Here is a 16,178-nt window from a genome sequence, read left to right as displayed (position 1 = left end):
CGATGAGTTCCCCGAGGAGAACCATGCCCGCGATCACGCGGACGCGCTGCGCCCACCGGCCCGCGTGGCTGCTGCGCACCGCTGGCAGCGCGATGCTGCTGTCGGTGCGCGACGGCAGCGCGCTGCTGCTCGACCACTGGGGCGGTGACGGCGGCGGCCTCTCCGGTGACGCCTACCTGCCGGACATCCCGTGGAACCGCCCCTCCCAGGCGGGGTTCCTCGACGGTGTCCCCGTCGCCTACACCGTCCACGGCGACCCGGCGTTCAAGGAGCCGGGGCTCGTGGTGTCCCGCCAGGACGGCACGTCGGTCACCCAACTGTCCTTTCGGGACGACCACATCGACGGCGACACGCTCACGCTGTCCTTCACCGACGCCGCGACGGGCCTGCTCGTCGAGCACCGGTTCACCGTCCTGCCCGGACACGACGTCATCGAGCGCGACACGCGCGTGGTCAACGAGGGGGCCGCGCCGCTGCGGGTGGAGCGCGTCGCCAGCGCCGTGCTGGGCCTGCCACCGGACCGGTACGCGGCGTGGACGCTGCGCGGGCGGTGGGGCGAGGAGTACCAGCCGACCCGGCGGGAGCTGGCGGCGGGCAAGCTCGTCGTGGACAGCAGGCGCGGGTTCACCAGCCACGAGGCCAACCCCTGGTTCGCCATCACCCGCGCCGAGGACGACGACGCGGTGTGGTTCGGCGCCCTGGCCTGGAGCGGCAACTGGTCCATCGTCATCGAGGCCGAGCGCAACGAGGCCGTGCACGTCGTCGCGGGCGTCAACCCGTTCGACTTCGCCTGGCGCCTGGACCCCGGCGAGGACTTCCGCACCCCGGTCCTGGTCTGCGGCCACACCGGCGGCGGGCTCGACGCCGCCGCCCGCGTGCTGCACCGCTACCAGCGGGAGCGGGTGCTCCCCGCCCGCCACCGCGCCACCCCGCCGCCGGTGCACTTCAACACCTGGCTGTCCACGGCCTTCGACATCGAGGTGGCCCACCAGGTCACCCTCGCCGAGCGCGCCGCCGAGCTGGGCGCCGAGCTGTTCGTGGTGGACGACGGCTGGTTCGGCGCCCGGGTCGACGACCGCGCGGGCCTCGGCGACTGGGTGGTGGACCCGGCGAAGTTCCCGCGGGGCCTCGGCGAGCTGATCGGGGCGGTGAACCGGCTCGGGATGCGGTTCGGGATCTGGCTGGAGCCGGAGATGGTCAACCCGGACAGCGACCTGTACCGGGCGCACCCGGACTGGGTGCTGCACCTGGCCGACCGCGAGCCGACGCTCTCGCGCAACCAGCTGGTGCTCAACTTCGGGCGGCCCGAGGTGCGCGACGGCGTCCACGCCCAGCTGCGGGCGCTACTGGGCGAGCACCGCGTCGACTTCGTCAAGTGGGACCACAACCGGCCCTACACCGAGGTCGGCTGGCCGCAGGCGCCCGAACCGCGCGAGGTGTGGGTGCGCCACGTGCGCGGGGTGTACGAGGTGCTGGCCCGGCTGCGCGCGGAGTTCCCCGACCTGCTGATCGAGACCTGCGCGGGCGGCGGCGGGCGCGTCGACATGGGCGTCCTCGGCCTGGCGGACATGGCGCAGGTCAGCGACAACACCGACCCCTCCGACCGGCTGCGCATCCAGTACGGCTACAGCCGCGCCTACCCGCCCCGGACGATGGTCGGCTGGGTGAGCGACACCCCGGAGCCCACCACGGGCCGCGTCACGCCGCTGGCCTTCCGGTTCCACGTCGCCATGCAGGGGGTGCTGGGCATCTCCGGGGACATCCTGTCGTGGAGCGGCGAGGAGCGGGCCCAGGCCCGCGAGCTGATCGCCGAGTACAAGCGCCTGCGGCCCACGATCGCCGACGGTGAGCAGCACTGGCTGCTCCCGCCCTCGGACACCCAGCCCTGCGCGGTGCAGTACGTCGCGCCCGATCGGCGCGAGACCGTCCTGTTCGTCTACCAGGTGCGCGGCGTCGCGGGCGAGGGGTCGCGGCGGCTGCGGCTGCGCGGGCTGGTCCCGGAACGCCGCTACCGCAGGGAGTCCGACGGCCTGCTCAGCACCGGGGCGGCCCTGATGGCGGCGGGCGTCCCCGCGGCGTTCCCGCCGCCACCGGCCCCCCGGCACACCGAGGACTGGCGAAGCCGCATCGAGGTATGGACCACGGAGGAGACGGCATGAGGGCCGCGATCATCGGCACGGGCTACATCGCGGGCAGGCACGCCGAGGCCCTGACCGGCCTCGGGGTGGAGCTCACCGGCCACGTCGGCTCCGGCGCGGGGGCCGCCGCCGCGCGGTGGGGTGGCCGCGCCTACGCCACCACCGCGGAGCTGCTGGCCGCCGAGGACATCGATGCGGCCTGGGTGTGCGTTCCCCCAGCCGCCCACGGCGAGGTCGAACACGCCCTGATCGACCGGGGCGTCCCGTTCTACGTCGAGAAACCCGTCAGCGACGGCCTCGACACCCCGCGCGGCGTCGAGGCCGCGCTCAGGGCCGGTGGCCCGATGGCCTGCGTGGGCTACTACTGGCGCTGCATGGAGGTCATCCCCGAGCTCCAGGCGATGCTCGCCGAGACCCCGCCGCGCCTCGTCCGCGCCGCCTGGCACGGCCTGGTGCCGCCCCCGCCCTGGTGGCGGGTCGAGGCGGGCAGCGGCGGGCAGGTCGTCGAGCAGGCCACCCACCTGGTCGACGTGGCCCGCTTCCTCCTGGGCGAGGCCGAGGTCTGCCACGCCGCCGCCGAGCGCACCCCGCAGCCCGCCTACCCGGACCTGGACGTGGCCACCGTCAGCACGGCCACGCTGCGCTTCGCCTCCGGCCCGCTGGCCGTGTTCACCGCGACCTGCGTCCTGCACGCCACAGTGGACGCGGGCATCGAGTTCCACTGCGACGGGCGCAAGCTCACCCTCACGGCCAAGTCGCTGCGCAGGGAGGACGCCTCGGGCGTGCACGAGACCCCGGTCGGGCGCGACCCGCTGTCCATCGCCGACGAGCGCTTCCTCTCCGCCGTCTGGGAGCAGGACCGCGCCCAGCTGGTCTGCGACTACAGCGACGCGCTGCGGACCCAGGAGCTCTGCTGCCGCATCCGCGAGGCCGCGGCCACCGGGTAGGTCCCGCCAGCGAGGTGGGCCTGGCAGCGGGCAGGTCCCGCCAACGAGGTGGACCTGCCAACGGGGTGGACCTGTCAGCGGGGTGGCGCCTGGCAGCGGGGTGGGGTCTCAGGCGGGTTCCGAGCGGGCGGGCCTGCGGTGCTGTGCGGGCAGGCGCGGCCGTCCGGCCAGTTCCACCCGGTCGCGCCCGGCCCACTTCGCCGTCCGCAGCGCCTGGTCGGCGACGTCCTGCAAGTCCACCAGGGTGCTCCCGTGCTCGGGCGCCACGGCGACGCCGATGGAGATCGTGCACGGCGGCAGCCCGCCGCGCCCCAGCCGCACCGCCTTTCCCCCGGCGGGCGTGCTGATCTCGGTGTCGAGGTCCCGGACCGCCACCCTGATCCGCTGGGCGATCTCCACCGCCTCGCGCGCGGTGGTGCCCGGCAGGACGACCGCCAGCTCCTCCCCGCCCCACCGCGAGACGATGTCCCCCCGGCGCACGCACCCCCGCAGCCGCTCGGCCACCGCCCGCAGCACCTGGTCGCCGCCGAAGTGCCCCAGCCGCGTGTTCCAGTCCTTGAAGTGATCGATGTCGAGCATCAGCACCGCGGTCGGGTGCCCGCCGGAGCGGTCCACCTCCAGCGCCGTGCCCGCGACCAGCTCGAACCCGCGCCGGTTGGGCAGCGTCGTCAGCGAGTCGGTCAACGCGTCCACGGCCAGCTGCTCGCGCTCGGCCTCCAGCCCGGCGATCTTCCCGACGTTCAGCGTCTCCCGCACGGCCACGGCGAGCACGCCCACCAGGCCCACCGGCGCCACCACCGCGACGATCGCCGCCCCGGCCGCCAGCAGCAGCGTGTGCACGATCAGCCAGTTGTCACCCGGGGTGCCCAGCAGCGTGACCAGGCGCCAGTCCTGGAACCGCACCCCCCGGTACACCGCGATCGGCAGCGCCTGGGCCACGAAGTACACCGCGATCGCCACCAGCAGCACCGAGGCGGTGTGCAGGCCCGTGGCCGGGTCGACCACGTCCCAGTCCAGCAGGTGCCGCACCAGCCCGACCCCGTGCACCGACAGCAGCACGGTCCCCGACGTGGCGATCCACAGCGCGGGCGGCTTGCGGGCGATGCGGTACCGGGCCGCGCGCACGGCGACCACCAGCGGCACCACCAGCGGCACCGGGATCACCAGCGCGGCACCGCAGAACCAGATGCTGGACTGGTCGACGAACTCCACCGCGCCGCGCTGAAGCCGCCGCCCCCGCCGCCGCTCCTCGGCCAGCCGCGTCAGCCCGACGTGGATGACGGCGCAGCCGCAGAACAGGGCCAGCAGCGCCCAGTCCCGCGCGACCGGCGCCGGGGACAGCAGCACCCCGCCCACGGTCGCCGCCAGCGCCGCCAGGTCGATGGCCAGCACGGCGAGCACCGCGGGCACCCCGAGCGACCACAGCGCCCAGCCGCGCGGGCGCAGCGCGGAGATGCGCGATCGGAGTTGGAGTTTCCCCCGGCCTGTCGCGCGTGTGATCGCACGTGCCACCCTGACCATGGTCGAATCGGCGCCGCGCTCGGCGGGACGGGCGCGACGCCGGTGCCGTGAAGGGAGGAACTGCCATGTGCGGCGACCGCGACATGTGATCCGGTCGGTCATGCCGACACCCCCAGGCAGTGCCGGGCCCGTTCGGGCCGGTGGCGGTGCCAGGCCGCCGCGCAGGCGAGCGCGGCGGCCGTGCCGATCGCCCCGGCCACGGCGATCGCCGCGCTCGTGGTGAGCAGGTCGGCCAGCACACCGCCGAGCAGCACGCCGATCCCCTGGCCCGCGCGCAGCCCGGTGCGCATCCAGCCGACGGTGCGCCCCCGCGCCGCGTCGGGCACCAGTGCGAGCACCGTGGCCCGCACGGCGGGGATGTGCGCGGCGCCGACGCCGGAGAGCACCAGCAGCACCGCGGCGGGCACCGGCCCGGGGTCCAGGGCGAACAGCGTCAGCGGGAGCACGCTCAGCACGACCAGCGGGCCGATCAGCGCGCGGCGGTCGGCGTCGTCGCGGCGGTCGAGCAGCACCGAGGCGATGAGGAACCCGACGACGTCGGCGGCCAGCAGCGGGCCGATGACCCAGTCCGGGGCGCCCATGTCCATCACCAGCGGCACCATCACCGCGTCGGGCAGGATCGCCAGCGTGCCGATGAGGACCAGGCCGTTGAGCACGCGTAACCGCCGGTCCTCCCACAGCAGCCGCAGCCCGGTGCCGCGCACCCGCGCGGCGGGGGCCGCGGCCGGGGCGGGAAGTGCGGGCACGTGGGCCAGGACCAGGACCGCCACGAGCACGAACGAGGCGGCGTTGAGCAGGAACGCCGGGCCCGCGCCGACCAGCCCGACGAGACCGGCGGCGACGCCGAGCCCGACCAGCTGGCCCACCTCGCGCACCATGCCCAGCCGGGCGTGCCCGCGCCCGTGCAGGCTCGGAGGCAGCGCCGCGCTGACGGTGACCGCCTGCGCGGCCCGGAACGGCGCCGCCGCCGCCGCGATGCCCGCCACCGCGGCCACGACGAGGGCGACCGGGGTGCCTGGCACGGCCAGCAGCAGGGAGAACCCGGCCTGGGCCAGCGCGCAGACGACCATGACCTGGCGCCGCGGGTGGCGGTCGACCAGCGGGACCAGCAGCGGGCCCGCGACCAGGTCGGGCAGCAGGGTGGCGGCGTAGGTCAGCGCGGCGACCGCGGCGGAGCCGGTCGCCTGGTAGACCAGCATGGCGACGGCGACCCTGGCCAACTGGTCGCCGAGGGTCGACACCCCCTCGCCGACCGCCAGCGCCCGGAAGACCGTGCCAGGCCGCGACGTCTGCCCCACCTCCCCCACGAGACGCCCCCCATGTCCGCCGCGACGCTACCGATTAACTGATATGGCGGCTATCTTCCCGGCTGAGGTTATGACAGTTTGGCGGCACGGTCTGGTCGTTGGTGGTGTTCCACCCGATCAGATCAAAGACCGGCACCGAGGGTGAGCGAGAGAGTGGAACGAGCGTGACTGACATCGGCGGCGTGAGCGCGGGGGGCGACCCCACGCTGGCGGCCAAGCTGAACACCCTGTTCGCCTCGATCCGCCCGGACGCCGAGCGCCAGTACACCAACAAGGAGGTCGCCGCCGCGGTCGGCTGCACGCCGGTCATGATCGGCTACCTGCGCTCGGGCCAGCGCAGCAACCCCAGCATCAACCTCCTGCGCAGCCTGGAGGCGTTCTTCGGCGTCCCGCACGGCTACCTCTACCTCGACGACCCCGGGCTCACGCGCAGGGTCGACGACCAGCTGGCCATGCTGGAGCGCATGACCGACTCCGGGGTGCTGCGGATCGCCCAGCGCGCGTCGATGGTCTCGGCGGAGGGGCTCGCGGCGGTGACCAAGATGCTCGACGCGGTGATCGAGCTGGAGCGGGCCCGCGGCGAGCGTGATGCCTGAACCGCGTCCGCTGTCCCTGCGCCGGGCCCGCCGCCAGGTCTCCGACGCGGTCGACGCCGTGGTGGCGGGCATCCCCGCCGAGCCGGGGACGCCCTTCGACATCGCCGAGTTCTGCGCCCGCCTCGCCGAGCTGCGCGGACGGCCGATCGAGCTGCTGGCGATGGGGCCGCTGCTGGACGGGCGCCCGGTCCCGATGACCGGCCTGCTCGTGACCCTGCCCGCGGCGGACTACCTGTTCTACGACGACAGCACCTCCCCGTCCTTCCGGGAGAACGCGATCATGCACGAGCTGGGCCACCTGGTGCTCGGCCACAGCGCGGGCGGCGCGCCCGCCGGCGATCCCACTAGTTCCCCTGCCGATGACCCTGCCGGTGACAACGTCGACCTGCTGTCGCTGCTGCTGCCCGACCTCGACCCCGCGATGGTTCGCCGGATGCTGTCCACCGCGCTGGGCAGGCGCGGCTACAGCAACCGCCAGGAGGTGGAGGCGGAGATGTTCGCGTCACTGCTCTGGCGCCGCCGCGGCGTCGACGGCCATGCCCTGATCCGCCCGACCGTGCGCCTCGACCCGGCCGACAAACGCGTGGTGGACCGCCTCGCCCAGGTCCTGGGCACCGGCGACCGGGACCCCCGATGACCACCGCGCCCCCGCCCACCTCGCCCCCTGCCGGCCCCGTCGGCCCCGTCAACACTGCCAGCCCTGTCGGCCCTGCCAGGCCCGTCAACACTGCCAGCCCCGCCAGCCCTGTCGGCACTGTCAACACTGCCAGCCCTGTCGGCCCTGCCAGGCCCGTCAACACTGCCAGCCCCGCCAGCCCTGTCGGCACTGTCGGCACTGTCCTGTTCGCCGTGCCGTCGATGCGCACCGACTCGTCGCACCCCCTGACCTCCTCCCGCCACGGCGTGGACGGCCGCATCCCGGCCCACCCGCTGCACCGCCCTGGCGCCGACCGTCCCGACCGCCTGACCCACGCCCTGGGCGCCACCGAACCGGAGTCCTGATGAGCGCCGAAGCCCTCCTCGCCATCGCCATCGTCAGCGGCATCGCCGCCATGACCAGGGCGCGGCTGCGCACCCCCAGCGCCGACACCCCGTTCCTGGGGGCCGCCCGGCCGCAGCCGGTCAGCACCCGGCCCGCCCGCCGCCACCCCGACGGGCGGCCGCGGCTGCGCCCGTGCGACCGCCTCGCCCAGGCGTGGGGCGCCAGCGATCCGGAGCGGCGGTGAGCGCGGCGACCCTGCTCGTCATCGCCGTCGTGGCCGGGATGGCGGCGAGCGCGGTCAAGTTCCGCCACTTCCTGCGCGACTCGGCCAATCCCGCGATGCGGGCGCTCGCCCTGGGCTGCCTGGCGCTGGCCATGGGCGTGGCCGTGCAGCTGCCGGTCGTCTACCCGCTGCTCAACGCCGGGGCCGGGTTCAACGCCGCCTGGCCGGTGCAGCACGTGCTCGTGGTCGTCGCCGCGCACCTGGTGGTCGTCTTCTTCCTGCACTCCACCGAGGACGATCCCGCAGCGCACCGCCGCGACGCCAGGGCACTCGCCGTGGTGGCCTCGCTGGTGATGGTGGCGCTGTTCGCCGCCGACCCCGGCGCGCGGGACTTCGTGCACGGGCCGGGCGGGCTCAACGACAGCGGGGGCCAGGCGAGCACCGCTGGGGCGTGGGCGTTCATCACCTTCAGCCTCTACCTGGGCGCCGCGATCGTCGTCATCTCCCGGCTCTCGGCCCGCTGGGCGCGCAAGGCGCGGCACATCCGCTGGCTCAGCGTGGGCCTGGCGCTGGTCTCGGCGGGCACGGTGCTCGGCTTCGCCTACAGCGCCCACAAGCTCGGCTACCAGCTGGCCCTGCTGGCCGGGCTCACCCCGGGCTGGACGGTCTCGTCGGTGGAGGGCTGGCTGATGCCCGCGGCCGCCGCCCTCGCGCTCTCCGGCGTCGTGCTCGCCGCCTCCGGGGCCCACCTCGTCCGTCGCCCGCGCGGCCCGGTGCGGCTGTGGTGGGAGCACTACCGGGCCCGGCGCGCGCTGTACCCGCTGTGGCACCGCTTCCGCACGGCCATGCCGGAGATCGGCCTGATCCCGCCGGGCCGTCTGGTGCCCGACTGGCTGCTGCTGGACAACGCCGCGTTCCGCCTGCACCGCGCCGTGGTGGAGACCTGGGACGGCGCCCGCCACATCCGCTCCCTCGTCCCCCCGGACGACCCCCACGCCGTCCGCGCCCGCGAGCTGGGCGAGCGCGCGGGCCTGACCGGCGACGCCCTCGCCGCGGTGATCACCGCGGCCACGATCGAGGTCGGCCTGCGCCGCCGCGCCGAGCACCCCGGCGCCGAGGTCCTGGGCGCGGGCCCCGGCTTCGGTGGCGGCGACCTCGCCGACGAGGTCGACTGGTGGCGCGCGGTGGCCCGCGCCCACCGCGCCAGCCCCATCCCCCGCGCCGTCCTGGCCGAGTACCCGAACCCGAGGAAAACCACCGCAGATGCGTGATCGCACCCGCCACCTCGACACGATCCGCCGCCTCGACCCCGAGGTCGACTACCTGCGGATCTACCAGCTCACCTCGCTGCACGAGTTCCCGTTCGACGTGATGCTCGCCCTGCAGATGAGCTTCTACCGCACCTACGCGATCCCCTCCATCAGCGCGACGCTGGCCAGGAGCGGCGAGATCGCCGCCCGCCCGATCAAGCGCGGCGAGGACACCGGCCTGATGGTCTTCGAGGTCGTCGCCCACGGCTTCGAGCACGAGCGCTCGCAGCTGGTGCTGCGCGCCATGAACGCCATGCACAAGCGCTGGGACATCTCCCGCGAGGAGTTCCTCTACGTCCTGGGCGTGTTCCTGGTCCCGCCCATGCGCTGGCTGGAGACCTACGGCTACCGCAGGCCCTGCTGCCACGAGTACCGGGCCGCGCACCGCTTCTACAGCGAACTGGGCACGCGCATGGGCATCACCGGCATCCCCGCCACCTACGCCGAGTTCCGCGCCTGGTTCGACGACTACGAGCGCGAGCACCTCAAGCCCACCCCCGACGGCCGCGACCTGCTCGCCGCGTCGCACCGGCTCTTCGTCAACCGGTTCCCGGCCTGGCTGGGCTTCCTCGGCGTCACCCTGGGCAACGCGCTGCTCGACGACGTCGTCCGCGACGCGCTGGGCGTGAGCGGCCCGCCCGCGCCGGTGCGCGGCGCCATCCGCGGCGCGTTCCGCCTGCGCGGGCGGCTGCTGCGGTTCGCGGGCGCGCGCCCGGAGTCGGCGTTCACCCCCGGCGGGGTGACCCCCGGCTACCCGCAGGGCTACACCATGGACCGGCTCGGCCCGCCCCGCGACTGATTCAGCGCCGCGCGGGCGATGCCGTGGGCCATCGTGCCGAAGACCAGCTCGTGCGCCGGTTTCTGCAGGTGCCAGTAGAGGCGCCCGCGCAGCCCGTCCGGGGCGAAGGTGACCGTCTGCTCCAGCACGCTCGCCTCCGGAGTCGGCCCGGGGAGCGCGGCCAGCCGCAGCCACGCCGTGCCGGGCATCCGCAGGTCGGCGACCAGGGTCAGCGCGTGCTCGGCACGGGCGACGACGGTCCAGGAGTCGACGGTGTCGCCCGGCGCCAGCTCCTCGGGGCGGCCCCGGTGCAGCCCGACACCGCCGAGCACGTGGTCCAGCGCGCCGCGGGCGGTGAAGGCCCCCGGGATCGTGTGCCACCCGTGCTGACCGCCCAGTTCGGTGATGACCCGCCACAGCGCGTCGGGCTCGGCGCGGACCGGCAGGCGGCGCACGGAGGTGATCACGCCGGGGGTGTCCGCCGCGGGCGGGCCGGGCGGCTCGTCCAGTCCCATCGCCTCGCGCAGCGCCCGGTCCAGCGACGTCCCGCCGCCGGGCGGGGGCGGCAGCACCGTCTCGGGCACCAGATCGTGCCGCAGCGACGCGAGCAGCGCCTTGACCAGCGGCTCGGGCAGCGAGCTCACCGCGGCGGCGGCAGCGGCCACCGGCGCGTCGGGCATCCCGACGACCGGCACCGGGACCCGCCACGGCAGCCCGGCTACCCGCGCGCAGCGCTGGATCAGCTCCAGGTAGGACACCGTCTCCGGGCCCGCGACGTCCACCGCGGCGTTGACCGGCTCGGACACCGCGGCCCGCACCAGGTGGAACAGCACGTCCCGCACGGCGATCGGGCGGCTGCGGTTGTCCATCCAGGACGGACGCAGGACGAACGGCGCGGCGTGGGCGGCCTTGGCCAGCAGCGCGAAACTGGCCGACCCCGAGCCGACCACCATCGCCGCGCGCAGCACGAGGGCGGGCACCGGGCCGTCGAGGAACACCTGCCCGACCTCGGCGCGCGACGCCAGGTGCTCCGACAGCGGGCGGTCCACAGGGGACGGTCCGCCGAGGTAGACCAGCTGCCGCACCCCGGCCCGCTCGGCCGCGGCGGCGACCCTGTGGGCGATCTCGGCGTCGGCCTCGGCGTAGTCGGCGCGGTCCATCGAGTGCACCAGGTGGTACACGACGTCCACACCGGACATCGCCGCGGCCAGCGCCTCGGGGTCGGCGACGTCGCCGCGCACCGAGTCCGGCCCCGGCACGGCCGAGCGCGACATCGTCCGCACGGCGTGGCCCGCGGCGGCCAGGGCGGGGGCCAGCAGCGTGCCGATGTAGCCGCGGGCGCCGAGCACCAGGCAGCGGACCACGTCGGGACTCCTCTCGTCCGGGGTACTCCTCCCACTATGGCAGCGGGTCCCGGACGCCGCTCTAGTCCGACAAGAGCCGCGCTAGACCGTCGTAGCCGATGTCGTGCAGCCGCTTGCCGGACTCCGCGTAGTACGCCGAGTCGGCCGCGATCCCGTGCCCCTCGACCATGCGGTTCATGAAGTTGAACAGCGCGCACACCATCACCGCGTCGTGCAGGGCCTTCTCGTCCCAGCCCGCGGCGAACACCGCCCGCGCGTCGTCCGGGGTCACCCGCGACGGGGTGCGGGTGAGCTTGCCGACGTAGCGCAGCACGGGCTTGAGCTTGTCGTCGACCGCGGAGGCGTCCAGGTCGGACAGCGCGTCGGCCAGCAGGCCCTCGGGCACGCCGAAGGACTGCGCGGTCTGGGTGTGCACGCCGTGGCAGTAGGCGCAGGCGTTGACCCCGGAGACGTAGGCGGCGATCAGCTCGCGCTCACCGAGGGTGAACGGGGACGGCCCGCGCATGACGGTCTCGTGGTAGGACAGCAGCGGGAACGACGTCTCCGGGTACCGCGTGAAGACGTCGACCAGGCGGGCGTCCTCGGGCAGCGACGGCAGGTGGGGCACGCGGAATTCCTCTCGACTCAAACGCCCGCGATCGAGTCGACCTCGGCGCGGCGCAGCCAGCAGACGGTCAGGTAGACGCGGGTGGCCAGGCCGATCGGGCCCAGCGCCGGGGTGCCGAGCGCGCGGAAGGCCCGGGTGAAGGACTGGCGCACCGAGGCGGAGAACGCGGGCTCCGGGTACGCGGCGGCCACCTCGGCCCGCATGGCCCGCCAGTAGCCCGCCCCCGCGCTGACCATGCCGTCGACGTCGAGGCGCCGGTGGCGCAGCAGGTCGACGGCGATCGCGACCCGGCCGGGGTCCTCGGCGGCCGAGGCCATTCCCAGCCCGGCCAGCAGCCGGTCGGCGTCCAGGGCCAGCAGGATGATCCCGACCTCGGTCTCCGCCGGGTCCTCGACCGCGGGCATGTCGAACCGGGTGTCCGCCACCGCCCCGACCCCAGCAGGCCCGACCCCAGCAGGCCCGACCCCAGCAGGCCCGACCCCAGCAGGCCCGACCCCAGCAGGCCCGGTCCCCGCCGGCCCGGTCCCAGCCGACCCAGGCCCGGTCGGTCCGGCCCCGGTCGGCCTGGTGTCGGTCAGCCTGGTCTCGGTCAGCCTGGTCTCGGTCACGTCCCCACCCCCGTGCGGGCGCCCAGACCGGCGGCGACCGCGCCCGCGACGCGGGCCGTGGCGACCCGGTGGCCGTCGATGTTGCGGGCCGCGGGGCCCAGGGCCATGGCCGCGGCCGCCCCGACGGCGAAGACCCGCGGCGCGCGGGCGTAGGACAGGGTGCGCGGGTCGAGGTCCGGCCAGCCGTCGACCGCGTCGACCACCGCGTCGGGCAGCAGCCCGGCCCCGATGGACGGCGTGGTGCCCAGGCACAGCGCCACGTGGTCGCCGGTGACGACGTGGCCGTCGGCGAGGCGCACCTTGCCGTGGTCCACCGCGTCGACGGCCGTGCCGCGGTGCACCCGCAGCCGCCCGTCGGCCTCGGCCGCGGCCAGCAGCGGGCGGAACTCCCACATCACCGAGGCGCGGCGGTGCTGGGCCATCAGGTCCAGGCGGCGCTGCCAGGGCGTGTCCTGGAAGCGGGCGCGGCCCTCGGGGCGGAAGAAGGAGGCGTTGACGTCGGCGCACTGGTAGCGCTCCTGGGTCTCGCGCAGCACCCAGTGCGTCTCCCGGCCCGCGGCCAGCGAGTCGGCCAGCAGGTGCGCGGCGCTCAGCCCCGCGCCCACCACCACCAGCGGCCCGGTGTCGTCGGGGATCGGCTCGTCCCAGTAGGCGCCCTGCCAGCCCTCGGGGGCGGCGCGGCGCTCCTCGCCCAGGCACAGCACGGCGAACCGGGCGTGCACCTCGCCGCCGTCGGTGCTCAGGGTGACGCCGTCGGCGCGGGCGTCGACGGCCCGCACGGTGGTCCGCCAGGTCCGCTCGGCCACGCCGTGGGCGTCGGCGACGTGCTCGCAGAACGCCTCGAACACATCCAGCGGCACCACGGAGCGGTGCCCGGCCTGGGCCATGCGGACTTCCCGGCGCTCGATGGCGGTCAGCAGGCCCCAGTGCAGCCGGGCGAAGTCGAGCAGCTCGCAGTCGCGGTAGCCCTCGACGCCGGGGTGGTGCTCGTACGGGGAGCGCAGCACCCGCTGTTTGAGGGTGTCGACCCGGTCGAAGAACCGCCCGCAGGAGCGGTCGGCGGCGTCGAGCAGGGCCACGTCCGGGACCCCGAGGTGCCACAGCGCCGAGGCGACCGCGAGGCCCGCGGGCCCGGCGCCGACCACGGCGACCGAGACCTGTCCCGGCGGGCTGTCCTCGCGGTGCGGGCGCGCGGGGACGCGCCCCGGCCACTGCCGCCGCCGCGGGGAGTCGAGCAGGTGCGGCTCGGGCATGAAGACGGACGACACCGATCCCCCAGTACGCAAGGCACGTGGACGCGGCGGCGGGAGCGCACCCCGCCGCCGCGGTTTCACGAGGTTCTCAGCCGATCGGCGCTGCTCAGCCGATCACGGTGACCGGGACGATCATCTCCAACATCGGCCGCTGGGAGATGCCGTCGGCCACCACGCGCTCCAGGCTCGCGGCGATCTGCGCGGGGCTCTCCCCGTCGGCGGGGACGTAGCGGGCGTGGGCGTAGGCGGGCTTGCGGGTGGTGGCCTCGATGTCGAAGGCCATGAGCACGGCCTCGCCGGGGCGGACCTCGCCGTCGAAGAAGGTGAGCCTGCTCAGGTCCGGGGTCAGGAAGGTGCGGGTGAACTGCCGCGACAGGATCAGGGTCTCCTGGCTGTCGACGAAGTTGGTGTCGTCGTCGGTGGTGACCTGCATGGCCAGCCACGTCTGGTCGGTCAGGTTGGTCTCGGACTTGATGACCTGCCAGCGCCCCGGCTCGGGCAGGTTGATCGACATGGACACGTCGTGCCCGGTGACGTCGACCGCGCCGGAGATCATCAGGACTCGGCGGCGCACGTCGGCGACCGCGGCCATCTGGATGTCGCGGGCCCGGACCCGACCGGACACGTCCAGCCCGGGAACGTCCAAAGATGACACAGGTTCCTCCTTGAAAAACGCCTGGAATGACGGAAGACGCGACGGCCGTGCCCTCGTGGCCAGGCTGGCACAGGGGGACGCGCAAGCTCAACAATGCGGGAACTGGTTGGGCTGATCAGCGGCAGGAGCACCGCCCGAGAAGCCCCTTGACAAACGCGTCACGCGGCTTCCACGTCGCGGAACGGGCCCTCGGCGGGCGAGCCGATGTAGAGGACGCCGAAAGTCCCCGGCCGGGGGAAGGACACCTTGACAACGAGGTCCTCGCGCACCAGCACGAAGAACTCACCGACCATCTGCACGTCGTCGAGCACCTTGTAGGTTCGGAACACCGAACCGTCGGCCACCGCGAACAGCATTTTGTACAGGGCGTTCTTGTCGGCCTGGCCCGCGGTGGCCGCCCACTCCTCCAAGTGGGTCATCCCCAGGGAGAGCCGCAGTCGCTTACGTTCCCGAGTCACGGTCGTGGGCCTCCAGCCTCGCCACAACGTCCCCCACATCGAGGTCCGTCTCGGAGTGTGACCGAGTGGCGATGGCTTCGGCATATCCCGGCGTGCGGACCATCCGGGCGGTGAGGACGAGGCTTTCCAGGAAGTGCCGGACGACAGTGGTGTCGCCGGTGCGCTGCTGGTTGGCCAGAGCCAGCGCGAGCCTGCGCATGGCGATGCGGCGGCCCTTGGCTGGCAGCGCGGACAGCGCCACGGTGATCATGTCCGCCGCGCTGCGGTCCGCCTTGCTGCGGGGTAAGCCCGACCGGGCAATCGCGGTCATGTCGCACTCCCGTCGCCGTGGGATGGACGGCGACGCGGGCGCCGCCGAGTCCTCAGTGTGCGTCCGGGCAGGCAGGGCGGCCAGTGCTTCGCGCACCGGCCCACCGGGCCGAGGTCACGGCGAAGTCGTTACCGCGTCATGGATGCCAGGTCGGCGCCGGGATCAGCGGACGTCCTGTCCACTAGGGACGGACGTCGCGCACCTTCGGAGTGGACGACTGGCCCGCGGGGCGCACGGGCGGGGTGTTCTGCGAACCGTAGTGCTGCTTGGTCTTGTTCTCGGAGTCGAGCCGGTCACGCATCCGGGTGAGAATCCTGATCGTGATGCCGTGCGCGATCGCCACCAGGATGAGCACGATGCCCAGGCGCAGCACGATCGCCTGCGCGGCGGTGTCGCCGCCGATGTCCACCGCGGAGACCAGGGCCAGCACGCCCAGCACGGCGATGGCGAACAGCGAGGCCACCAGCCGGGCCATGGACTTGGCGGTGCCCGCCTCGGCGTAGGAGTTGCCCAGATAGCGCAGCCCGCCCCGGTAGATGATCATCGCGTCCGCCACCACCACGACAATTCCGACCAGTAGAAAAGCGATATAGGTGCCGTCGTCCACGAGCGGTCTCCCTCCAGGGCATGGTGAGCATAGGAGAGATACCCGGTTCGGCGAACGGCGAAACGGGTACAGCCCGGCCATGACCAGCGATCGCAGCCAGGCCGAGAGCCTGGACGAAGAAGCCCTCGACCTCGACCCCCTGGAGGCGGGCATCGAGCCCCCGGAACGCTGGGCCGGGGCCGACCGCTTCGGCACCACGCCGCAGGAGCAGCGCGTCGGCGACGACCTCGACCACCGCCTCGCCGAGGAGGAGCCGGACGTCACCGCGGCCATCGAGGCCGAGCGCGCCGAGCGCCCGGTGGACGACATCCCCGACGACGAGGACCGCTACGCGAACCTCCCCGAGGAGACACCCCCCGTCGACCGCCTGCACCGGCCCCCGACCGAGGCCGCGGGCCGCGGCCAGTCCGCCGACGAGGCAGGCGGCTCGGTGGCCAAGTCCCTCCGGGAAGACCACCCGGAGTAACCCCGAACGACCGGTCGCCTCAGGCGGACGCCGGGAGCGCGATGCCGC

At 74.3% G+C, this 16,178-nt stretch carries 19 protein-coding genes; 9 read left to right on the top strand and 10 right to left on the bottom strand.

All coding sequences use genetic code 11. From position 1 onward, the window contains the following. The first annotated feature begins 23 nt into the window (after positions 1-23). Positions 24-2,159 carry an alpha-galactosidase gene (locus ACTG9Q_RS13715; RefSeq protein ID WP_455573124.1) on the top strand — a complete coding sequence of 712 codons (2,136 nt, stop codon included), beginning with the start codon at positions 24-26 and terminating at the stop codon, positions 2,157-2,159. Then, entirely contained in the window at positions 2,156-3,085 is a 930-nt protein-coding gene (locus tag ACTG9Q_RS13710; RefSeq protein ID WP_455573123.1) for a Gfo/Idh/MocA family protein, read from the top strand. Before ACTG9Q_RS13715 ends, ACTG9Q_RS13710 begins: the two co-directional genes overlap by 4 nt. Positions 3,086-3,193: 108 nt before the next feature. Here ACTG9Q_RS13710 and ACTG9Q_RS13705 read toward each other — a convergent pair whose 3' ends face one another. After that, on the bottom strand, positions 3,194-4,597 hold the full coding sequence (locus ACTG9Q_RS13705; protein WP_455573122.1) for a GGDEF domain-containing protein: 1,404 nt from the start codon (positions 4,595-4,597) through the stop codon (positions 3,194-3,196). Between the two features lie 107 nt (positions 4,598-4,704). Beyond that, the gene (locus ACTG9Q_RS13700; protein ID WP_455573121.1) at positions 4,705-5,904 is read right to left on the bottom strand and encodes an MFS transporter; all 1,200 of its coding nucleotides are present in this window, start codon (positions 5,902-5,904) and stop codon (positions 4,705-4,707) included. A 173-nt stretch (positions 5,905-6,077) separates the two neighbouring features. Here ACTG9Q_RS13700 and ACTG9Q_RS13695 point away from each other — a divergent pair, with 173 nt between their 5' ends. The 6 genes from ACTG9Q_RS13695 (at position 6,078) to ACTG9Q_RS13670 (ending at position 9,823) form a co-directional block, all read left to right on the top strand. Then, a complete protein-coding gene (locus ACTG9Q_RS13695) occupies positions 6,078-6,509 on the top strand; it encodes a helix-turn-helix domain-containing protein (RefSeq protein ID WP_455573120.1) in 432 nt (143 codons plus the stop codon). Beyond that, the gene (locus ACTG9Q_RS13690) at positions 6,502-7,146 is read left to right on the top strand and encodes a hypothetical protein (protein ID WP_455573119.1); all 645 of its coding nucleotides are present in this window, start codon (positions 6,502-6,504) and stop codon (positions 7,144-7,146) included. The genes ACTG9Q_RS13695 and ACTG9Q_RS13690 overlap by 8 nt, the downstream gene beginning before the upstream one ends. Positions 7,147-7,367: 221 nt before the next feature. Continuing rightward, positions 7,368-7,511: a hypothetical protein gene (locus ACTG9Q_RS13685; protein ID WP_455573118.1), complete on the top strand. Its 144-nt coding sequence runs from the start codon at positions 7,368-7,370 to the stop codon at positions 7,509-7,511. Continuing rightward, entirely contained in the window at positions 7,511-7,735 is a 225-nt protein-coding gene (locus ACTG9Q_RS13680; RefSeq protein ID WP_455573117.1) for a hypothetical protein, read from the top strand. Before ACTG9Q_RS13685 ends, ACTG9Q_RS13680 begins: the two co-directional genes overlap by 1 nt. Beyond that, on the top strand, positions 7,732-8,985 hold the full coding sequence (locus ACTG9Q_RS13675; protein WP_455573116.1) for an MAB_1171c family putative transporter: 1,254 nt from the start codon (positions 7,732-7,734) through the stop codon (positions 8,983-8,985). The genes ACTG9Q_RS13680 and ACTG9Q_RS13675 overlap by 4 nt, the downstream gene beginning before the upstream one ends. Continuing rightward, entirely contained in the window at positions 8,978-9,823 is an 846-nt protein-coding gene (locus tag ACTG9Q_RS13670) for an oxygenase MpaB family protein (RefSeq protein ID WP_455573115.1), read from the top strand. Before ACTG9Q_RS13675 ends, ACTG9Q_RS13670 begins: the two co-directional genes overlap by 8 nt. Here ACTG9Q_RS13670 and ACTG9Q_RS13665 read toward each other — a convergent pair. The 8 genes from ACTG9Q_RS13665 to ACTG9Q_RS13630 all read right to left on the bottom strand — a co-directional run bounded on the left by ACTG9Q_RS13665 (position 9,787) and on the right by ACTG9Q_RS13630 (position 15,664). Then, the gene (locus ACTG9Q_RS13665) at positions 9,787-11,166 is read right to left on the bottom strand and encodes a DUF2867 domain-containing protein (protein WP_455573114.1); all 1,380 of its coding nucleotides are present in this window, start codon (positions 11,164-11,166) and stop codon (positions 9,787-9,789) included. The two genes, ACTG9Q_RS13670 and ACTG9Q_RS13665, sit on opposite strands and share 37 nt — an antisense overlap. Before the next feature lie 61 nt (positions 11,167-11,227). After that, entirely contained in the window at positions 11,228-11,773 is a 546-nt protein-coding gene (locus ACTG9Q_RS13660; RefSeq protein ID WP_455573113.1) for a carboxymuconolactone decarboxylase family protein, read from the bottom strand. A gap of 17 nt (positions 11,774-11,790) precedes the next feature. Then, positions 11,791-12,381, bottom strand: coding sequence for a DUF6187 family protein (locus ACTG9Q_RS13655; protein WP_455573112.1), 591 nt, complete (start codon positions 12,379-12,381; stop codon positions 11,791-11,793). Continuing rightward, positions 12,378-13,634 carry an FAD/NAD(P)-binding protein gene (locus tag ACTG9Q_RS13650; protein ID WP_455573549.1) on the bottom strand — a complete coding sequence of 419 codons (1,257 nt, stop codon included), beginning with the start codon at positions 13,632-13,634 and terminating at the stop codon, positions 12,378-12,380. The genes ACTG9Q_RS13655 and ACTG9Q_RS13650 overlap by 4 nt, the downstream gene beginning before the upstream one ends. 106 nt (positions 13,635-13,740) lie before the next feature. Further along, positions 13,741-14,289 carry a DUF6423 family protein gene (locus ACTG9Q_RS13645; protein WP_455573111.1) on the bottom strand — a complete coding sequence of 183 codons (549 nt, stop codon included), beginning with the start codon at positions 14,287-14,289 and terminating at the stop codon, positions 13,741-13,743. A gap of 158 nt (positions 14,290-14,447) precedes the next feature. After that, positions 14,448-14,747 carry a DUF6235 family protein gene (locus ACTG9Q_RS13640; protein WP_455573110.1) on the bottom strand — a complete coding sequence of 100 codons (300 nt, stop codon included), beginning with the start codon at positions 14,745-14,747 and terminating at the stop codon, positions 14,448-14,450. Then, positions 14,731-15,057, bottom strand: coding sequence for a hypothetical protein (locus ACTG9Q_RS13635; protein WP_455573109.1), 327 nt, complete (start codon positions 15,055-15,057; stop codon positions 14,731-14,733). The genes ACTG9Q_RS13640 and ACTG9Q_RS13635 overlap by 17 nt, the downstream gene beginning before the upstream one ends. Positions 15,058-15,238: 181 nt before the next feature. Then, the gene (locus tag ACTG9Q_RS13630) at positions 15,239-15,664 is read right to left on the bottom strand and encodes a hypothetical protein (RefSeq protein ID WP_455573108.1); all 426 of its coding nucleotides are present in this window, start codon (positions 15,662-15,664) and stop codon (positions 15,239-15,241) included. A gap of 79 nt (positions 15,665-15,743) precedes the next feature. On the opposite strand from ACTG9Q_RS13630, the gene ACTG9Q_RS13625 reads away from it, so the two are divergent. Next, on the top strand, positions 15,744-16,130 hold the full coding sequence (locus ACTG9Q_RS13625) for a hypothetical protein (protein WP_455573107.1): 387 nt from the start codon (positions 15,744-15,746) through the stop codon (positions 16,128-16,130). Positions 16,131-16,178 lie beyond the last annotated feature (48 nt).

Source organism: Actinokineospora lacus (genome assembly GCF_053813445.1).
This window is presented reverse-complemented; position numbering and strand designations above follow the sequence as displayed.